The sequence below is a fragment of the Kribbella sp. NPDC051587 genome (genome assembly GCF_044453945.1).
GTDB lineage: Bacteria > Actinomycetota > Actinomycetes > Propionibacteriales > Kribbellaceae > Kribbella.
The window spans coordinates 402,223-421,174 of the sequence record NZ_JBITDE010000002.1 but is presented as its reverse complement, the minus strand read 5'-3'; the positions used below and the strand labels follow the sequence as shown (position 1 = coordinate 421,174).

Annotated in this window: 17 protein-coding genes; 13 read left to right on the top strand and 4 right to left on the bottom strand. The window is 67.8% G+C overall.

Features of this window, described 5'->3' with window-relative positions:
• The first annotated feature begins 55 nt into the window (after positions 1-55).
• The 10 genes from ACIA49_RS08250 (at position 56) to ACIA49_RS08205 (ending at position 14,209) form a co-directional block, all read left to right on the top strand.
• Positions 56-451 (top strand): molybdopterin-binding protein, encoded by a 396-nt coding sequence (locus tag ACIA49_RS08250; RefSeq protein ID WP_396376427.1) that lies wholly within the window; start codon positions 56-58, stop codon positions 449-451.
• Positions 451-1,236, top strand: a complete 786-nt coding sequence (gene modA, locus ACIA49_RS08245; protein ID WP_396376426.1) for a molybdate ABC transporter substrate-binding protein — start codon at positions 451-453, stop codon at positions 1,234-1,236. The genes ACIA49_RS08250 and modA overlap by 1 nt, the downstream gene beginning before the upstream one ends.
• A 29-nt stretch (positions 1,237-1,265) precedes the next feature.
• Positions 1,266-2,039, top strand: a complete 774-nt coding sequence (modB, locus tag ACIA49_RS08240; RefSeq protein ID WP_396377170.1) for a molybdate ABC transporter permease subunit — start codon at positions 1,266-1,268, stop codon at positions 2,037-2,039.
• Complete coding sequence (locus tag ACIA49_RS08235) at positions 2,036-3,097, top strand: ABC transporter ATP-binding protein (RefSeq protein ID WP_396376425.1); 1,062 nt, start codon at positions 2,036-2,038, stop codon at positions 3,095-3,097. The genes modB and ACIA49_RS08235 overlap by 4 nt, the downstream gene beginning before the upstream one ends.
• Positions 3,098-3,190: 93 nt before the next feature.
• On the top strand, positions 3,191-5,725 hold the full coding sequence (locus tag ACIA49_RS08230) for a glycoside hydrolase family 20 zincin-like fold domain-containing protein (RefSeq protein ID WP_396376424.1): 2,535 nt from the start codon (positions 3,191-3,193) through the stop codon (positions 5,723-5,725).
• Between the two features lie 246 nt (positions 5,726-5,971).
• The gene (gene lanKC, locus ACIA49_RS08225) at positions 5,972-8,563 is read left to right on the top strand and encodes a class III lanthionine synthetase LanKC (protein ID WP_396376423.1); all 2,592 of its coding nucleotides are present in this window, start codon (positions 5,972-5,974) and stop codon (positions 8,561-8,563) included.
• 3 nt (positions 8,564-8,566) lie between these two features.
• A complete protein-coding gene (locus ACIA49_RS08220; RefSeq protein ID WP_396376421.1) occupies positions 8,567-8,704 on the top strand; it encodes a SapB/AmfS family lanthipeptide in 138 nt (45 codons plus the stop codon).
• 108 nt (positions 8,705-8,812) lie between these two features.
• The gene (locus ACIA49_RS08215) at positions 8,813-10,750 is read left to right on the top strand and encodes a prolyl oligopeptidase family protein (RefSeq protein WP_396376420.1); all 1,938 of its coding nucleotides are present in this window, start codon (positions 8,813-8,815) and stop codon (positions 10,748-10,750) included.
• Positions 10,747-12,399, top strand: a complete 1,653-nt coding sequence (locus ACIA49_RS08210; RefSeq protein ID WP_396376418.1) for an ABC transporter ATP-binding protein — start codon at positions 10,747-10,749, stop codon at positions 12,397-12,399. Before ACIA49_RS08215 ends, ACIA49_RS08210 begins: the two co-directional genes overlap by 4 nt.
• A 64-nt stretch (positions 12,400-12,463) precedes the next feature.
• Positions 12,464-14,209, top strand: coding sequence for an ABC transporter ATP-binding protein (locus tag ACIA49_RS08205; RefSeq protein ID WP_396376417.1), 1,746 nt, complete (start codon positions 12,464-12,466; stop codon positions 14,207-14,209).
• Here ACIA49_RS08205 and ACIA49_RS08200 read toward each other — a convergent pair.
• Positions 14,188-14,709 carry a DNA-binding response regulator gene (locus ACIA49_RS08200; RefSeq protein WP_396376415.1) on the bottom strand — a complete coding sequence of 174 codons (522 nt, stop codon included), beginning with the start codon at positions 14,707-14,709 and terminating at the stop codon, positions 14,188-14,190. The two genes, ACIA49_RS08205 and ACIA49_RS08200, sit on opposite strands and share 22 nt — an antisense overlap.
• Positions 14,710-14,885: 176 nt before the next feature.
• Between ACIA49_RS08200 and ACIA49_RS08195 the strand changes: the two genes are divergently transcribed.
• Positions 14,886-15,422: a DUF5946 family protein gene (locus tag ACIA49_RS08195; protein WP_396376414.1), complete on the top strand. Its 537-nt coding sequence runs from the start codon at positions 14,886-14,888 to the stop codon at positions 15,420-15,422.
• Between the two features lie 263 nt (positions 15,423-15,685).
• Positions 15,686-16,321, top strand: coding sequence for a transglycosylase family protein (locus ACIA49_RS08190; RefSeq protein WP_396376413.1), 636 nt, complete (start codon positions 15,686-15,688; stop codon positions 16,319-16,321).
• A gap of 26 nt (positions 16,322-16,347) precedes the next feature.
• Here the strand turns inward: ACIA49_RS08190 and ACIA49_RS08185 are convergent, their stop codons facing one another.
• From ACIA49_RS08185 to ACIA49_RS08175, 3 genes are read right to left on the bottom strand one after another with little or no spacing between them, the layout of a single operon-like run.
• Entirely contained in the window at positions 16,348-16,992 is a 645-nt protein-coding gene (locus ACIA49_RS08185; RefSeq protein WP_396376411.1) for a class I SAM-dependent methyltransferase, read from the bottom strand.
• Between the two features lie 11 nt (positions 16,993-17,003).
• Positions 17,004-17,582: a Pr6Pr family membrane protein gene (locus tag ACIA49_RS08180; RefSeq protein WP_396376410.1), complete on the bottom strand. Its 579-nt coding sequence runs from the start codon at positions 17,580-17,582 to the stop codon at positions 17,004-17,006.
• 40 nt (positions 17,583-17,622) lie between these two features.
• Complete coding sequence (locus tag ACIA49_RS08175; protein WP_396376409.1) at positions 17,623-18,177, bottom strand: 2TM domain-containing protein; 555 nt, start codon at positions 18,175-18,177, stop codon at positions 17,623-17,625.
• Positions 18,178-18,253: 76 nt separating this feature from the next.
• Between ACIA49_RS08175 and ACIA49_RS08170 the strand changes: the two genes are divergently transcribed.
• On the top strand, positions 18,254-18,928 hold the full coding sequence (locus ACIA49_RS08170) for a TetR/AcrR family transcriptional regulator (protein WP_396376408.1): 675 nt from the start codon (positions 18,254-18,256) through the stop codon (positions 18,926-18,928).
• Positions 18,929-18,952 lie beyond the last annotated feature (24 nt).

Here is an 18,952-nt window from a genome sequence, read left to right as displayed (position 1 = left end):
GGACAACTTGGAAAACCCCCTCGGCAGACGCAGTTGCGGCTGTACGCTGTCTGCCGTGCCGAATCTGCGGATCAGTGAAGCAGCAGCGCTGCTCGGGGTGAGTGATGACACCGTCCGGCGCTGGATCGATCAGGGCCGGTTGCCGTCGATCCAGGACGGCGGCCGGATGGCGGTGGACGGGCAGGTGCTGGCCGCGTTCGCCCAGGAGCTGGCCGACGCCCAGGAGCCGGGCAACACCACTGCGGCCTCGGCGCGCAACCGCATGCGCGGGATCGTCACCCGCGTCGTCAAGGACGGCGTGATGGCTCAGGTCGAGCTGCAGGCAGGTCCGTTCCGCGTCGTGTCGTTGATGAGCCGCGAGGCCGCCGACGAGCTCGGCCTGGAACCGGGCGTGGTCGCCGTCGCCTCGATCAAGTCCACGCACGTCGTCGTAGAGATCCCGGAGGCCTGATGTTCCGCCGTCCTGCGCTCGCCGCGCTCACCGCCGTTGCCGCACTGACCCTGGTCAGCTGCGGGTCCGACCAGCCGGCCGCGTCGTCCCCGTCCAGCTCCACCTCCAGTACGGCGGCAATCTCCGGGACCGTCACCGTGTTCGCGGCAGCCTCGCTGACCGGGACGTTCACCCAGCTGGGCAAGGACTTCGAGGCCGCTCACCCGGGCACCAAGGTTCTCTTCAACTTCGCCGGCAGCTCGGCTCTGGCGCAGCAGATCAACCAGGGTGCGCCGGCTGACGTGTTCGCGTCCGCAGCGCCGAAGAACATGGACCAGGTGACCGACAAGGGCACTCCGACCACCTTCGTGCAGAACACGCTCGAGATCGCCGTACCGAAGGGCAACCCGGGCAAGATCACCGGGCTGAAGGACTTCACCGACAAGAGCAAGAAGATCGCGCTGTGCGCGGAGCAGGTGCCGTGTGGTGCCGCGGCGGACAAGGTCTTCAAGGCGGTCGGCCTGACGCCGCAGCCGGACAGCCTGGAGCAGGACGTGAAGGCTGCGCTGACGAAGGTCAGCCTTGGTGAGGTCGACGCGGCGCTGGTCTACAAGACCGACGTCCTCGCGGCCAAGGACAAGGTGGACGGCATCGAGTTCCCTGAGGCGGACAAGGCGATCAACGAGTACCCGATCGCCACGCTGACCAAGGCCCCGAACGCGGCCGGCGCCAAGGCGTTCGTGGACTACGTCCTGTCCGACAAGGGCAAGGCCGTTCTGTCCGCCGCAGGTTTCGGCGCACCGTGAGCCGTCGCAGCAGGAGCACGACGGGGCGACTGCCTCTCGTGCTCCTGCTGCCTGCGTTGATCGGTCTGGCGTTTCTGCTGATCCCACTGGTCGGACTGCTGGCTAGAGCGCCCTGGTCGACTCTGCCGAGCAAGTTGTTCAGCGCGGACGTGTGGACGGCGCTGCGGCTGTCTCTGGTCTGTGCGACTGCGGCGACGGTGGTGTGTTTGCTGCTGGGGATTCCGCTGGCCTGGTTGCTGGCCAGAGGTGAGCTCCCGGGGCGCGGGCTGATCAGGGCGCTGGTGACAGTGCCCCTGGTGTTGCCACCGGTGGTTGGTGGGGTTGCGTTGCTGCTGGTCCTCGGACGGCGCGGACTGGTCGGTGAGCACCTCGATACGTGGTTTGGCTTCTCACTGCCGTTCACCACTGCCGGAGTGATCGTTGCTGAGGCGTTTGTCGCGATGCCGTTCCTAGTGATCTCCGTAGAAGGTGCACTGCGCGCTGCAGACCCGCGCTACGAAGAGGCGGCCGCAACACTCGGCGCTGGCCGCTGGCTGACGTTCCGCCGGGTCACACTGCCTTCTATTGCACCTGGCGTGGTCGCAGGCACTGTTCTGTGCTGGGCCCGCGCATTAGGTGAGTTCGGCGCCACCATCACGTTCGCCGGCAACTTCCCTGGCCGTACGACGACCATGCCGTTGGCCGTGTATCTGGCGTTGGAGACGGATCCGGATGTGGCCGTCGTCCTGAGTCTGGTGCTGTTGCTGGTGTCTGTCGTCGTGCTGGCGTCGCTACGCGAGCGCTGGATCAGTGGGCTGCGATGACCCTGTACGCCGACCTCCGGGTGACCCGTGGATCCTTCGACCTTGATCTGGACCTCACCATCGCTCCCGGTGAAGTCGTTGCCCTGCTCGGACCCAACGGCGCCGGCAAGAGCACCGCACTGCGCGCCATCGCCGGCCTGCTCCCGCTGGGAGGTGGACGTATCGCCTTGGGCGACGAGACGTGGGACGAACCGCCCCATACGTTTCGTCCACCGGACCGGCGTCCTATCGGCGTCGTCTTCCAGGACTACCTGCTCTTCAACCACCTCACCTGCCTGGAGAACGTTGCCTTCGGCCTCCGCGCCCGCGGCGTCGACAAACACCAAGCCCGTACCGAAGCCGCCCGCTGGCTGGAGACCGTAGGCCTCTCCTCCTACGCCCGCACCCGTCCGCGTGCACTCTCCGGTGGCCAAGCCCAACGCGTAGCCCTGGTCCGCGCCCTCGCCACCAGCCCCGATGTACTGCTCCTGGACGAACCCCTAGCCGCACTGGACGCCAGCACCACGCTGCACGTCCGAGCCGAACTCGGCCAGCACCTGGAGCGCTTCTCCGGCCGCACCCTGCTGGTCACCCACGACCCCCTGGACGCCATGGTCCTCGCCGACCGCCTGGTCATCATCGAGAACGGCCGCGTCGTCCAGTCCGGCACCCCCACCGACATAGCCCGCCACCCCCGCACCGACTACGTGGCTCAACTAGTAGGCCTCAACCTCTACCGAGGCACCGCCAACGGCACCACCGTCACCCTCCCCACCGGCGGCACCATCAACCTCGCCGAACCAGCCCAAGGCCCAGTCCACGTAGCCTTCCCGCCCACCGCCGTCAGCCTCTACCCCACGCCCCCCACCGGCAGCCCCCGCAACACCTGGCCCGCCACCGTCACCGCCCTCGAACAACACGCCCACACAGTCCGCATCACCCTCGACGCCACCCCCACCGGCCCACCCACCCTCCTCGCCGACATCACCCCCGCCGCCCTCGCCGACCTCCACCCCACCCCCGGCCTCCCCCTCCACGCCACCCTCAAAGCCACCGAAGTAACCACCTACCCGGTGTAGTTCTCCCGTCGGGATGAATCAGCCGTGAGCACCTGGGTTTCGGCCTGACTCGAATAGGCGGCGGAGGTGGCTGAGCGGTCAGATACTCGCAGGGTGCCCAGATCAGTCCGCAGCGTTCTAGCGCTCCTGCTTCTCGCCGTCACGCTGGTGGCACCAACCACCAGCCCAGCAAGTGCGGCCACGCCGCTACCTGCGGTGCTACCGGCTGTGCGTTCTTGGCAGCCGGCCGCGAACGGCCAGTACCAGTGGCTTGCAGAGTCGCGCATCGTTGTCGAGAGCACCGAACTGCGGGCTGATGCCGACACCTTCGCCGAAGACCTCTCTTACCTCTTCGGTACGGCGCCAGTCGTGGCGGATGCCCCTGCCACCACTGGTGACGTTGTCCTCCGACTCGACCCCAACGCGACCGGGGACGAGGCGTACACGGTCACTCTCGGAGCGACCACCACGATCACCGCCAAGACAGCTGTGGGCGTCTACTGGGGTACGCGGACGATGCTGCAGCTCCTGAAGCGCCAGCCGACGCTGCCTGCCGGAGTGATCGCGGACGCACCGCAGTACAAGTCCCGCGGCCTGCTGCTGAGCATTGCGCGGATGCCTGTGTCCTGGCTGGACAACATCCTCCGTGACATGAGCTACCTGAAGCTGAACGAGCTCACCCTCAACAGTCTCAACATGACCGACGCCGACATCACTGCGGTCGAGGCGATCGCGCAGCGGCGGCACGTGAAGCTGATCGGCTGGGTGAACGCACCGAAGTTCGCCACCGGCTACATTCCGGCGCAGTACCGGCTGGTCGACAAGGCGGGCGCCACCGACCCGATCAACCTCGACACGACCAACGCGGCCGGAGTGACCTGGGCGAACACGGAGGTGGACCGCCATGCGAGCCGCTTCCCGTCCGACACGTTCAACATCGGTGGCGACGAGTGGCCGCGGTACAACCTGCGCGCCGACAAGGTGACCATCAACGACTACCCCGGCCTCTACAACCGCGCCCAGGCGACGTACAACGAGGCCGGTGCCGTCCAGGACACCTTCCGCGCCTACATGAACAAGACGAACGGCGTCCTGAAGGCTCAGGGCAAGACCACCCGCATGTGGTCGGACGACATCACCGCGGCGACCAAGGTGAAGCCGGACGCCGACCTCGTGATGATGCACTGGATCAACTACGGCCTCACACCGACGCAGCTCGCGGCCAACGGCAACATGGTGATCAACTCGAACCTGAGCTACCTCTACTTCAACCTCGGCACCGCCGAGAACCCGCCGGACCGCATCTGGAACGAGTTCGACACCGGCACCTTCCACGGCGGACTCAAGCTGCCCGGTGGCGCCACCGACCCGCATCTAGCTGGTCTGCAGTTCTGCGTCTGGACCTCCGGTGCTGTGTACGACGCCGGTCGGCTGGAGCGCGACCTGAGTGTGCGGCTGCGCCCACTCGCCCAGAAGGCATGGGGCACCACTCCAGTCGCTTCCAAGTACGCCGATGCGCTGCCGACCATCAACGCGGTCGGACGCGCACCGGGCGTCCTCGACACCCCAAGGCTCGGCGATGTCGGACTGGGCGCAACACCCAGTGGACCGGCGGTCCGCTTCAACGCGTCGCAGCAGCTCTTCACCACGTCGCCCACCGGCGCTCTGCGTCACTCCTTCTGGTCTGAAGCACAGGGACAGGTCGGTGAGGACCTGCTGCCGGCCAACTCGGTCACTGGACGCCCACTCGCCTTCACCAACCCAGACGGCCGTCTGAGCGCCTTCACTCGCACAACCACCGGCACCGTCCGCGAGACGTCGTACCTGAGTGGCACTGGCTGGAAGACCACGGACTGGTCCGCAGCGGCGCAGGCCAACGGCTTCGGCACGTTCAACTTGGGTGGCGACCTGGCTGGCTTCTCTTACGGCGCTGAGCGACACGTGTTCGGTGCGGACACCGATGGCAACCTCACTCACCTCTGGTACTCACCCGGCGACGCCAAGATCCACGGCGACCGCTGGGGCGGCAAGATCACCGGTACGCCGGTTGCCTTCGTCTGGGGGCGGACCCAGGTCGTCTACGCCCGTGGTGCCAACGGCAACCTGCAGCGCTGGTGGTGGCAGCCCACCGACACGAGCGACGTACAGCGCGAGGACCTGGGCATCCCAGTGGCCGCCAACACCAAGATCGCCGGCTGGACCACCAACGGGACGCGCAAGGACACCCAGAGCCGCGACGTCCTCACCGCGCGACAGACGCTCGCAGTCGTCGACCCCACCGGCCGGCTCAAGCTGTGGGCCCTCGACCTGGACGGCGACCGCCCGACCACCCGCGACCTGACCACCGAAGCCGGCGTCACCGCCACTGGCAGTCCGGCCGGGTACGCCGATGCTGCGGGCAACCCGGTCATCTACGTCCGCCGGGCCTCCGACCAGCACCTCATCAGGATCCGCGTGCCGCAGACCGGCGTACCGACTGTGAAGGATCTGACGACCGTCACTCCGGGCACGCAGGTCACGCCGACCGGCGATCCGGACGGTCTTCGCTTCGACGCAGAACTCCACGTGTTCGCCCCAGGGACCGGCCTGCCGCGGCATCACTGGTGGTCGTCGCCGGCCGACACTCCTCAGCAGGACAACTGGAACTGAAACGTATGAATGGGGAGTGACGAAGCATCCTGAATTAAGTTACGCGCCGTGACGTCACTGCCACGAATTGACATCTTGTAACAGCCCGATTCACGCTCAGAATGCGCGGACAGGTAACAAAGAGTGTTTACTTACCCACTCGTAGTGCATGCGTTCTTCACATCAGAGTGATGACATCGTGCACTACGCCGACCCCTCTCCAGCCGCCCAAGATGGCGGAGCACCACGAGAGGGGGTTGGTCAGTTATGCGTGACGGAGCGCACGAAAGCTACGAGTTCTACTGCTTGGCAGACCGGACGTTCTACGACACACCCACCAATCGTGGTGTGGAGCATCCGGACTTCGAGCCGGCCACGCGGCCAGTGCCCGAAGGCTGGCAGCACGTCGCCGGCGACACCTGGATGCACTACGCACCCGAGGGTCTGCAGTTGCCGGCCCAGGGCTGGAAGATCCACGTCTCCGCCCGGCTCGCGGATGTCGAGCGGACGCTCGAGGCCGTCTGGGAGTACTGCGTACCCCGGGGCATCGCGTTCAAGTTCCTCCGCAACGAAGCCGTACTGGTGATGGCGAACTCGAAGGCCGCACCGCGGGGCTCGAGCGGCAAGCTGGTCACGATCTACCCGACCGACGAGGCGCAGCTGGAGCTGGTCCTCAAGGAGCTCGACGACGTCCTCGACGGCGTCCGGGGTCCGTACATCCTGAGCGACCTGCGCTACGGCGACGGTGCGCTCTTCGTCCGGTACGGCGCTTTCGTGAGCCGCTTCTGTCTGTCACCGAGCGGCGAGCGGGTGCTCGCCCTCGAGGACGACCACGGCCGGCTCGTGCCGGACCACCGCGGCCCGACGTTCAGCCTGCCGTCCTGGGTGGCGCTGCCGAGCTTCCTGCAGCCGCATCTCGAGGCCCGCAACGCGGTCTCCACCAACGATCTCGCCTACACGATCGAGAGCGTCATCCAGTTCTCCAACGGCGGCGGTGTTTACCTCGGTCACCACAAGGAGTCCGGTGACCGCGTCGTCCTGAAGGAAGGCCGTCCGTACGCAGGCCTCGACCTGGCCGGCCGGGACGCAGTCACCCGGATCGCCCACGAGTACGAGATCCTGCAGCGCCTCGAAGGCCTGGACGTCATCCCGAAGGTCTACGAGCACCTCGAGCTCGGCGAGCACCACTTCATGGTGCAGGAGCACATCGACTCGGTGTCACTGCAACGCGAGCTGGTCGGTCGCTACCCGCTGAGTAAGCCCGATGCCACCGAGGAAGACCGAGCCGCGTTCGCCGAGTGGGCGACGCAGGCCGTCGAGCGAGTCGGCCAGGCCGTCGCCCAGCTGCACGAGCGTGGCGTGGTGTTCTGCGACCTGCATCCGGACAACGTGCTGCTCGATGTCGACGGCCGGATGGTGCTGATCGACTTCGAGGTGGCGACGCTCGCCGAGGACCAGGCTCGCTCCACGCTGGCCCACCCCGGGTACGCCGCACCGGCGGATCGCCAGGGTGTCGACGTCGACCGCTACGCACTGGCCTGTATCGGCCTCGGGGTCTACGCGCCGCAGACGACGATCCTGCTCAATCTCCATCGTGGCAAGGCGTTCCAGCTCGCCGACATGATCACCGAGACCTTCCCGGTGCCGAGGGCAACGATCGACGAGGCCGTCCGCGCCGTCGTCGGCCCCGACGTCACCGGCGACCCGGAGATGGCCGAGCTCGCCCTGCCCGGCAAGGCCGAGTGGACCGACGTCCGCGCCGCGCTGACCAAGGCGATCGTGGCCTCGGCAACGCCCGAGCGCACCGACCGGCTGTTCCCCGGTGACATCGCCCAGTTCCACGGTGGCGGCGGGATCGACCTCGCGACCGGCGCCGCCGGTGTCCTCTACGCACTGGCCAAGACCGGCGCCGGCCGCTTCGAGCAGTACGAGGACTGGCTGCGCGAGCGAAGCCTCAGCACCGAGGCAGGCCCCGGCCTGTACGACGGCCTGCACGGGGTGGCGCATGTGCTCGACGAGCTCGGTCATCGCCAGCACGCACTCGACCTGGTCGAACGCACTCTGGCCGACGACTGGAGCACCCGCGAGCTCGGGCTGCACTCGGGCCTGGCCGGCATCGGCCTCAACCTCCTGCACTTCGACACCGAGCCCGCTCTGCGGGCCAAGGCGGTCCGGGTGCTCGATCTGGTCGCAGACCGGCTCGGCGACGTGAACGACGTACCGGAGATCAGCGGCGGGCAGTATCCGCACGCCGGCCTGATGTACGGCTCGTCCGGACCGGCGCTGCTCTTCATCGCAGCGTTCGAGCAGCTGGGTGACACCGGTCTGCTCGACCTGGCCGAGATCGCGATCCGGCAGGATCTGCGACGCTGCTCGGTCTCCCCCGATGGAGCGATGCTGCAGGTCAACCAGGGCTGGCGGACCTTGCCGTACCTCGAAGAAGGTTCGGCCGGGATCGCCCTCGCTCTCGCGCGCTACCTGAAGCATCGCCCGACCGACGAGCTGCAGGCGGTCCTCGCCCAGCTCGAGCGGGTGGCGCGCTGCTCCTTCTATGTCCAGCCCGGCCTGTTCATGGGTCGCGCCGGTCTGCTTCTCACCGCAGCCTCACTCGGTGCGCAGCAGGCGACGGTCGACGACCTCGTGTCCGGACTCGGCTGGCACGCGATGCCCTACGCAGGTGGCCTCGCGTTCCCCGGTCAGCAGCTCCTTCGCCTGTCGATGGATCTGGCCACCGGATCGGCCGGCGTCCTGCTGGCCCTGGGATCGGCGCTGCACTCGGCGCCCACGTCCCTCCCGTTCCTCGGACCTCCCCAGTGGTCCGAGTCCCCATCCCTACCAGACATTTCGAAGGAGGTGTAGAACATGGCACTTCTCGACCTTCAGGGTCTCGAGACCCCGGGTTACGGCCACGGCGGTCACGGCCACGGCGGCTCCACGCTGACCGTGCTCGGCTGCGCGTCGCAGACCCCGAGCAACCTGAGCCTTCTGCTCTGCCACTGATCGGATCCTGGGTGACCAGGTTCCGGAGGCCCTGGGTGGGCGGCATACCCACCCAGGGCCGAACCTGTCTCCAGATCCGGTCCGTCCCGACCGACGGAAGGAGCTCTGTTGTCCGATTCCGTGCAGTCCTATCCATGCGCCGAGCGGCTACCGCTCGTGGAGCAGGTGCACGGCCACACCATCGCGGATCCCTACCGCTGGCTGGAGGACCCCGAGTCCTCCGAGACCAAGCGCTGGCTCGCGGCCCAGGACGAGCTCTGGCTGAACCATGCGGCCACCCTGTCCGGCCGGTTCCAGTTCCGTCACCGGGTGAAGGCCCTTTCGAACGTCGGCACTGTCTCTACCCCGTCCTGGCACGGCGGGCGCTGCTTCACGCTCCGCCGCGACCCCGGACAACAGCACCCGGTCCTGTACGACGGCCGGCGCGCGATCCTCGACCCGATGGCGCTCGACCCCTCCGGGCTCACCACCCTGGACGCGTGGCAGCCCTCGCCGGACGGATCCCTGGTCGCATATCAAACCTCCCGCGGTGGCACCGAACAGTCCGTCCTGTACCTCCTGGACGTCGACAGCGGTGAGCTCCTCGGTGATCCGATCGACGGCTGCCGCTACTCCCCGGTCGCCTGGTTGCCCGACGGGAAGTCCTTCTATTACGTGCGTTTCCGGCAGGTTCGCCGCCGGCACCTCGACCTTCCCGACGACACGATCGAGCTGTCGGCCGAGGCGTCGTACGGGCTGGAGCTCAGTGCGGACGGCCGCTGGCTGACCATCTCCGCCGCTCGCGGCGGGGCGAACGACCTGTGGTTGCAGGATCTCGAGAGCGCCGAATCACCGCGCCCGATCCAGCAGTGCATCGACGCGCTGACGGTGATGTCGGTCGGCCCGGACGGCCGCCTGTACGTCGTCACGACCAAGGATGCGCCGACCGGCCGGGTCTGCGTCGGCGACCCACACAATCCGCTGATCTGGCAGGACCTGGTCACTCCGAGCGCGCCGCTCACCGGTCTCGCGATTCTGGACGACGCTCTGCTGCTCGCGAGCCCGACGGGGATCGCCGTCCACAACCTGCAGACCGGAGCGCACGTCAGCGATGTCGTGCTGCCCGGTACCGGTTCGGTCGGCTCGCTGACCACACTCCCGGACGGCGGACCGCAGGCCTGGTTCAGCTACACGGACAGCGTGACTCCGTCGGCCGTCTACTGCTACGACCACATCACCGGCCAGGCAACGCTCTGGTCGCAGGCTCCTGGTGTGACCGCGAAGGCGGAGTCGCACAAACTCGTCGCGACCAGCCCCGACGGCACCGAGGTGCCACTCCTGGTGATCGCCAGGCCCGGCGACCGCGGCCCACGACCCACCCTCCTTTACGGGTACGGCGGATTCGGGCAGACGCTTACTCCGACGTACTCGGCGTTTGCACTCGCCTGGGTCGAGGCCGGCGGCATCTTCGTCACCGCCAACACCCGCGGCGGCGTGGACTCCCATCAAGCCGGGACCCTGGATCGCAAGCAGGATGTCTTCGACGACTTCATCGCGGCAGCTGAGCACCTGATCGCTACCGGCTGGACAACGGCCGAGCAGCTCTCGTTGTGCGGCGAATCCAATGGTGGCTTGCTGGTTGCGGCCGCACTGACTCAGCGGCCGGAACTGTTCGCCGCTGCCGTCTGCTCGGCGCCACTCACCGACATGCTGCGCTACGAGCTGTCCGGGCTGGGTGCGCGCTGGGTGCCGGAGTTCGGCTCCGTCAAAGACGCCGCGCAGTTCGAGAACCTCTTGTCCTACTCGCCGTACCACCGGGTGCGCGAGGGTGTGAAGTATCCGGCCGTGCTGTTCACGGTGTTCGGCAACGACACCCGCGTCGACCCACTGCACTCCCGCAAGCTGTGCGCGGCCTTACAGCACGCGACCGCGAGTGAAGGACCAGTCATGGTGCGACTGGATCCGGATGCCGGTCATGCCGGCGGCTCCGCGAGTCAGGGCATCGGTCTGGCCGCGGACATGCTCGCTTTCCTGGCGGACCGCACCGGCCTTCGGGTGTCGTCGTGATCACCTTCAAGTCGGTCGCACAGCGTGGCGGCGGCTGGCTGCCGCTGATCGGGCTGAACGCATTGATCGGCAGCGCGGTCACGTTGGCCTTGCCGACGATCCTCGGCCGCTCAGTGGACTCGATCGTCGCCGGGACCGGCTACACCCGCTGGCTGATCATCGCCTCCGCCGCTATCGGTCTCGGGATCGTGGCCAGTCTGATCGACGCCTTCGCCGGCGCCGCCTGCGTTGCCGAAACGGCCGCCTGGTTGCGGCATCGCTTGGTCCGGCAGGTCGTTCGGGGTGGACCCGACGGCAGCCGTGGCTTCGAGACCGGTGACCTCGTCACCCGAGTCTCGGCCAACGCGAACGACGCAGCACAGGCCGGTCCGGCCGCAGTGACCGCGATCGCGGCCATCGCACCGCCGGTCGGCAGTCTGGTGCTGCTGGCTCTGATCGACCCGTGGCTCGCGGCCGCGTTCTTCGGTGGTGTCCTGCTGGTGATCCTCGTCCTGCTCGCTTTCGCCAAGCGGACGGCCGATGTGAGCCTGGCCTACCAGGAGACGCAGGGGCGGATCGCTGCTCGGCTGTCCGAGTCCCTGACCGGAATCCGCACCATCGCTGCCGCCGGTACGGCGAGGCGCGAGGAGCGACGCATCCTCAGTCTCCTGCCTGAGCTGCACAAACAAGGTGTCGTCACTTGGCGCATCCTGGCGCGATCCGGAGCGCAGGCCGCCATCGTCGGTCCGCTCGTCTTGGTCGCCGTGCTCGCCGTCGGCGGGGTCCAGCTGGTCGCCGGTCACATCACCGCCGGCGATCTGTTCGCCGCTTCGCAGTACGCCGTACTCGGTGCTGGCCTTGGGACGCTGACCGGTGTGATCGGTGAGATCGCGCGAGCGAAGGCCGGTGTTCAGCGGTCCGCCGAGGTGGACGCGATCGCCACAGTGCCGCATGGGTCGCTGGCGCTGCCAAGCGGTTCGGGGCACCTGACCTTCGATCACGTCAGCGTCGTTGCGGATGGCAACATGCTGCTGCGCGACGTGAACCTGGATCTGCCGGGTGGACTGACCGTTGCAGTCGTCGGGCCGAGCGGCGCCGGCAAGTCGGTTCTCGCAGCGGTCGCTGCGAGGCTGCGTGATCCGTCCACGGGTCACGTCTCGCTGGACGGCGTGCCGCTCCAGGCTGTCAGCCGGCATGCGTTGCGGCGCGCAGTCGGCTGCGCTTTCGAGCGGCCGCAACTGGTCGGCCGGACCATCGGCGAATCGATCGCACCCAACGCGATCAGCCCGGTCCGGACCCTGGCCGCAGCCCGGGCCACCCACGCACACGACTTCGTCAGCCGACTGCCCGACGGATACTTCACTTCGTTGCGCAGGGCCCCTATGTCAGGTGGCGAGCGACAACGCCTCGGCCTGGCTCGGGCTTGGCCGGCCGAGCGCCTACTGGTCCTGGATGACGCGACCTCAAGCCTCGACACCGCCACCGAACGGCAGATCGGCCGAACCCTGACCGAAGACCGTCACCATCGCACCCGCCTGATCGTCACCCACCGCCCCGCCACCGCCGCGCGGGCCGACCTGGTCGTCTGGCTCGACCACGGCCAGGTCCGCGCGGTTGCTCCCCACGCCGACCTGTGGAACGACACGTCGTACCGGGAGGTCTTCGGGTGAATCCTCCCGTCCACCCCAACCTGCCCCTCCGCACCATGCGGCGGGGCTTTGAGGCGTGGACGGGATGAGGCGCGAGCTCAAGTACGGCGGCGCTTCACTGCGGAAGCGGGCTGCGATCAAGCTGGTCGCCTGGTCGGTGCCGGAGATCCTGCCGACCGCGATCTACGGAGTTGCGGTCGCGCGGGCGACGGACAGTTTCCTGGCCGGTCATGTCTGGCAGGGGATCGCCTGGCTCGGCGGACTGGTCGCGACGGCCGGGCTAGGCGCTGCAGGCGCGCGGCAGGTCTACACGCGGCTCGGTGACTTGGTCGAGCCTGTTCGGGACGACCTGGTACGGCGGGTTGTGGCCGGGGCGTTGCGGACGGGAGATGACAGCGCGGTCGCGCGGCTGAACCGGCAGGTCGAGATCGTCCGGGACACCTTCGCCGGGCTCGTGCTGGTGATCAGGAGCTTCGCGGTCACCCTGTTCGGCGTACTGGTGGGCCTGTTGTCTTTGGCGCCGATGGTGGCGGCGTTCGTCGTACCGCCGTTCCTGCTGGGGTTCGCATTGTCTGTAGCCGTGCTGGGGATGGCATCCGATCGGGTCCGGGCGTCGCTGCAGGCTGATGAGGATCTGGCGGCTTCGGCCGGGATGGTGTTCGGTGGGGTCCGCGATATCACCGCCACCGGCACCGAGGAGTACGCCGAGTTCCTGGTCGGTCAACCGATCGAGGCGCACGCTGCGGCGGAGCGAGCGCTGGCCAAGGTAGCGGCGCTGCGGACGGTCTGCTTCGCGGTCGGCGGTTGGCTGCCGCTGCTGATTCTGCTCGCGGCCGGACCGTGGCTCGTCGGACGCGGCGTGAGCACCGGAACCTTGCTCGGTGGTCTCACCTACGTGCTGATCGGACTGCAACCGGCACTCAGCCAAGTGATGGGCGCACTGGGTGACAGCGGCCTGCGCTTCGTCATCACGCTGGGCCGGATCCTGGATGTCAGCCAGCCCGACGAGCCCGTGCGGCCAGTCGACGTCATCTCCGGGTACGACGTCCGCATCCACCGACTGACTTTCGCGTATGGGCCGGCGGCTGAACCTGTGCTCGATCGGCTCGAACTGTCGATTCCCGAGGGCGACCACCTCGCGGTGGTGGGACCGAGCGGGATTGGGAAGTCGACCTTGGCCGCTTTGATCTGCGGGATGTTGACGCCGACCGGCGGGCAGCTGTTGCTGGGCGGTGCGCAGCCGACCGAGCTGACCACCGAGCGACTGGCGCAGACGCGCGTACTGATTCCTCAAGAGGCTTATGTCTTCAGTGGGACCGTCGCGGAGAACCTCTCCTATTTACTCCCCGATGCGACTGCCGAGGAGTTGCAGGCGGCCGTCGACACGATCGGCGCAACTGCACTCATCGAGCGGATCGGCGGCCTTGAGGCAGTCGTGAAGCCTGGTGATCTCTCCGCTGGCGAGCGGCAGCTGCTCGCGCTCGTGCGGGCCTACCTGTCGCCGGCGCCACTCGTCGTACTGGATGAGGCAACCTGCTTCCTCGATCCGGAGGCGGAGCGGCAGGCCGAGGAGGCGTTCGCCAAGCGCGGCGGGACGCTGGTGGTGATCGCGCACCGGATCAGTTCGGCACTCCGAGCCCGCCGGATCCTCGTCCTCGACGGCAACCAGGCCGCCCTCGGCACGCACCAAGCCCTGATGCGCAGCTCCAGCCTGTACCGCGATCTCCACGGCAACTGGAACCCGATGGTGACCGAGATCGAGCGCAGCAGATCTCGCCCCAGCACGGCTCACCACCCGGTGCGGCCCGGTCAGATCCAGCCGGCGTCTTGAGCCTTGTTGATCGCCTCGATGCGGCTGCGGGAACCGGTCTTCGCCAGGATGCGGGACAGGTAGTTGCGCACCGTGCCCGCACTCAGGCTGAGCGTCCGCGCGACCTCCTGCGCGGTTGCTCCCGTAGTGACCTGCCGGAGCACCTCGCACTCGCGATCGGTGAGCGGATTGTCACCCGCCTTGAGCGCCGCCACCGCGAGCCGGACGTCGACGACCGGCAGCCCCTTCGCCACGTCACGAACCGCCTGGACCAACTGGTCGGTGGTCGAGTCCGTCGCGATCAGGCCGATCCGTGGCGCCTGCTTGACCAGCGCGAGGCTGGTCGCGGCGATCGCCTCGTGGTCGATCACCACCAGCACTCCGCGGCCGGTCAGCTTGCGGCAGAGCTCCTCGATCCGGATCCGGCCGGGCAGCTGTGGATCGAGCAGCACGACGTGCGGTCGTCGGCCGGCCACCTGGAGAACGTCCTCCGAGCGGTCCAGCTCGGCCACGACCTCCATGTCCGTCTCCCTTGCCAGCACCGCGGCCAGTGCGCCTCGCACCATCGTGCCGCGGTGGCCGAGAGCCACTCGGATCAACGCATGCCCCCATCACGTCCGTCGCCTCATCTGCCGGCCACCACCCCCCACGGCGAAAACCAGCTGCCGGACGGCGGTGCCCGTGTTTCCATCAACGAGTGAACTCCGCAGATGACACGCACGAATCCACCCGCTGCCCCGGCTGCCGGGTCGAGCTGCCGGTCACTGCGTGGCCGGAGAACCCGAAGTCGAACGCTTCAGCGGCGTGCCTGAAGGTCGTCGGTGACCTGCTCGGCTTCGAGCTCGAGCACCAGGTCGAGCTCGGTTATCTGCACCAGCTCCGGATGGACGCTTATCACGCTCAGCACGTGCACCAGGACGCTCCGCGGATCGGCCCGGTCTTCGCGCTGAACGGTCTCTACATGTTCCTCGAGCGCGGTTCCGGCAACGTCGACGTCCGCACCGCGCACGGCATCATGGCGAACTCGTTCGACGACTGGCCCCGGCCCACCGCACCCGACGAGGTCGGGCCGCTGACGGCGTCCGACGTACTGGCCGCCGGCGGTCCGGCAGAGGTGGAGCAGGCGATGCTGACCTGGGCTGCCCAGGTGTGGGATTCCTGGCCGGACAGTGACCGTGATCTGGTCCGGAAACTCACGATCGAGCTGGTTCCGGCGCGGTATTTCCGGCGCTGACCGATGAGCTGAAACCGATCGGTTTATGGCTCGGAAACCGTTCTGTTGTTGGGCTTTCGGTACGTCAAGGGACAGAAAAAATCGGGGCAGATTCCGATCTGGCCTTGCGTTCGGGGCAGTCGTCACACAGGATGACTCACATCGCGTCGTGACCTGGACGTGATCATCCGGACTCCCTTTCGTTACCTGTCCGGGTGCCCCCTCCCCTGCCTGGGGGGCTGGTGTTCTCCACCATGCCCAAGCTCACAAGGAGCGCCTTACCGATGTCCAAAGCCCGACATGCGCGCCCCCGGCGAAGTACTCGCCGGGTGGTCCGGACTCTCACCGTCGCCGGTCTCGGCGCCGGCATCACCGTCGCCGCCACCGGCGCGGCGTTCGCGACCGACTACAAGGTGAAGGCCGGAGACACGCTCTCCGAGATCGCGCAGGCGAACGGCGCCGACTGGCACCAGCTGGCGAAGCTCAACAACCTGAAGGACCCCGATCTGATCCTGATCGGCCAGACCCTGACGCTGGACGGCACGGCCAAGGCCACCGCCCCGAAGCGGGTCGCTCCGAAGACCAAGGTCGTGACGAAGAAGAAGGTCGTCACGAAGCAGACCGTGCGCAAGCCGCGGGCCAACCGTTCCGCCGAGCGCCCGTCGAACAGCGGATCCGTGAGCATGAGCGCCGCGTGGCGCAAGGTCGCCAACTGTGAGTCCGGCGGCAACCCCCGCGCCGTCAACCCGACCGGCAAGTACTTCGGCCTGTTCCAGTTCGACAAGCAGACCTGGCGCAGCGTCGGCGGCAGCGGCAGCCCGGCCCAGGCCTCGGCGGCCGAGCAGCTGATGCGCGCGAAGAAGCTCTACGCGCAGCGCGGCAACTCGCCGTGGCCGGTCTGCGGGCGCTTCCTCCCGTAACACCGACCGGCGCGCACTCGAACCCCTCAGGAGTGCGTGATGACGAGCATCTCGTCGGCGCCCGTCTGGAACTCGTAGGGAACCTTGCGAATCTCCCAGCGGACGCCGTCGAGCTCGTCGAGCACCTCGGGCAGGAACGGCACCGGATCGCCGGTCCCCTGCAGCACCAGCGGGAACACCCGGACCTCCTTGCTGCTCACCCGGATCAGCTCGCGCAGCGCGGCCAGATGCCAGGCCCGGTCGAAGGTGTCGGCCCAGGTGAAGAGCAGGTGCGAACACAGCGCCAGCTCGAACGTCCCGTCCTCGAACGGCAACTCCGGCAGCCCACCCGCGACATACCGGTCCGGAGCCTCGCCGATGTCCTGCAGGAACCGGTCCGCGGCCTCCAGCCGGAGGTCGTCACGCCGCTGCGGCGTCCCGTACCACGTCCAGACGAACCGGCCCTCGTTCGCGTCGATGATCTCCATCCCGACCGGCAGGCTGCGCCGTACCGTGTCCACGAGCTCCGGCATCGACAACTCGTACGCCGGGTCGACCGCCACCACGTCGACCCCCCGCGCGGCAGCCTCGGCGGTGAAGCTCGATCCGCCGGCCGAACAGTCGAGCACGGAGGCGGGGAGTTCGGTCAGGTCGAACATCGCTTCGTACTCGGCGTACGAGCGAGAGGTCACCAGCAAGGGTCTTACCTTTCGACGGTTCTGCTGAGTCGGCGATCGAGGGCTGTGGCCCCGGCCGCCAGAGCCAGGAACAGTACCGCGACGAGCAGACAGTTCAGCAGGACCTGTCCATATCCGTGGTCGGTCACGTTCACGAACGGATACGGGTAGAACCCGTCGGCCGCACCGCGGATCAGCGTGAAGGCCAGCCACGCCAGCGGGTAGATGACCGACAGCCCGGCGATCCGCCAGCTGGTCAGACCGCGGGGGCCGAAGAATGCCCAGCCGAGGACACCGAGCAGTGGGCTCAGGGTGTGGAGCAGGAAGTTCGCCACTGCTGCCCAGCCGGACAAGTCGTCCGTGCCGGCGAGTACGGCGTGGTAGACGATTCCGGTCACCGCGATGCAGAGAACGCCGTTCAGCCGGAGCACTTTGTACAGCGTGCTCCGCTGACCCAGCAGCAACGCTGTCACGCCGAGCAGCAGGTTGGACTGGATCGTGAAGTAGGCGAAGACGTTCCAGACCGGCGACACCACCAGTTGGAGCACCACGCCCCCCAGGGCGACAGCCGCAGTGATCGCAGACACCACTCGTCCGGTCGTCATAGCTGCAATCTACGACGACCGGACGGGCGGAACCGGGAGGTCAGGCGTCTTGCTTCACGCGCGGCGTCTGGTTCTCATCGGAGCGGTCGAAGCTGTAGCTGAACGACACGATGGCATCGATCACCAGGACGACGGTCCAGCCACCGGCCGGCGCGAGCGCCGCGTCGTACCCGTGACCGGACAGCAGACCGAGCGCGATCATGATGCCGACACCGACGACGTACGCGAGCAGGTGATGGAACCAGCCGGACCGCTCGCGCCGAGCCCGCTCCCGCCCACCCTTCGGCGGCTTCACCGGCCGCGGTCCGCCGGCGAGCTTGTACGACGCCCAGCCGTCGGCCCACTTGAGCGTCTGGTGCCCGAATCCGACACTGACCCCGATGAAAATCGCGGCCAGCGAATGCTTGTACGACGGCGCTGCGCCCCGATGGATGTCGATCACGCTGGCGACCAGCATCACCACATCCACTAGCGGGACCATCATCAGCAGGATCATCCCGGTCTTCGGCAGCCGGAACAGGTAGCGCGTCGCCATCCCGGCGGCGAGCAGCACCCAGAAGCCGATCTCACACGCGGCGATCACAGCGAGCAGCACAGCGATCCATCCCTTCGAGCTTTTTAGTACGACCGTGTCGTGAACGACGATAACACAGGTGTGCTAAAAAGAGCACATGCCGAAGATCGTCGACCACGACGCCCGCCGCGAGGAGATCGCCCAGGCCCTGTGGCGGGTGGTCCGCCGCGACGGCATCCGCGCCGCCTCGGTCCGTACCATCGCCGCCGAGGCCGGCTGGTCCGCGGGCGCCGTGCGCTACTACTTCCCCGACCAGGACGGACTGCTGAAGTTCGCGATGGACCTGGTCTCCCGCCGCGTCGGCGAGCGGATCACCGCGCTGACCGCGCGTGGGGGCACCAAGGGCAGCGCCACCACCGTCGTCCTGCGGTACCTCGAAGAGGTCCTCCCGCTCGACGTCGAGCGGATGGCCGAGTTCGACGTCTGGCTCGCCTTCATGGCCCAGGCCCAGGCCGAGACCGGCGCCGGCGCGCTGCACGACAACGTCCAGGCCGTGCACGACGGGCTGCGCGATCTGTGCGCGGAACTGCTCACCGCGCTGTCCGACGCGGGGTCACTGCGCGACGGCCTGGACCTGCGGCTCGAGGTGGAGCGTTTGCATGCCTTGCTCGACGGCCTCGCCCTGCACGCCGCCGTCCAGCCCGGACGCACCACGCCAACCCGGCTCCGACGGCTGCTTCGCCTTCACATCGACTCTTTGCTGGCCCTAAACCCCTTACAAACCAAGGATTTCGCGCCAACTGCACGACAAGTTCGCCAGAAACCTGACTAAAACATTGCCTACCGTGGCACCATC

Coding starts and splice junctions, on each gene's coding strand:
- modA (WP_396376426.1), top strand. CDS start 451: ATGTTCCGCCGTCCTGCGCTCGCCGCGCTCACCGCCGTTGCCGCACTG.
- ACIA49_RS08235 (WP_396376425.1), top strand. CDS start 2,036: ATGACCCTGTACGCCGACCTCCGGGTGACCCGTGGATCCTTCGACCTT.
- lanKC (WP_396376423.1), top strand. CDS start 5,972: ATGCGTGACGGAGCGCACGAAAGCTACGAGTTCTACTGCTTGGCAGAC.
- ACIA49_RS08220 (WP_396376421.1), top strand. CDS start 8,567: ATGGCACTTCTCGACCTTCAGGGTCTCGAGACCCCGGGTTACGGCCAC.
- ACIA49_RS08205 (WP_396376417.1), top strand. CDS start 12,464: ATGAGGCGCGAGCTCAAGTACGGCGGCGCTTCACTGCGGAAGCGGGCT.
- ACIA49_RS08200 (WP_396376415.1), bottom strand. CDS start 14,709: ATGGAGGTCGTGGCCGAGCTGGACCGCTCGGAGGACGTTCTCCAGGTG.
- ACIA49_RS08190 (WP_396376413.1), top strand. CDS start 15,686: ATGTCCAAAGCCCGACATGCGCGCCCCCGGCGAAGTACTCGCCGGGTG.
- ACIA49_RS08180 (WP_396376410.1), bottom strand. CDS start 17,582: ATGACGACCGGACGAGTGGTGTCTGCGATCACTGCGGCTGTCGCCCTG.
- ACIA49_RS08170 (WP_396376408.1), top strand. CDS start 18,254: ATGCCGAAGATCGTCGACCACGACGCCCGCCGCGAGGAGATCGCCCAG.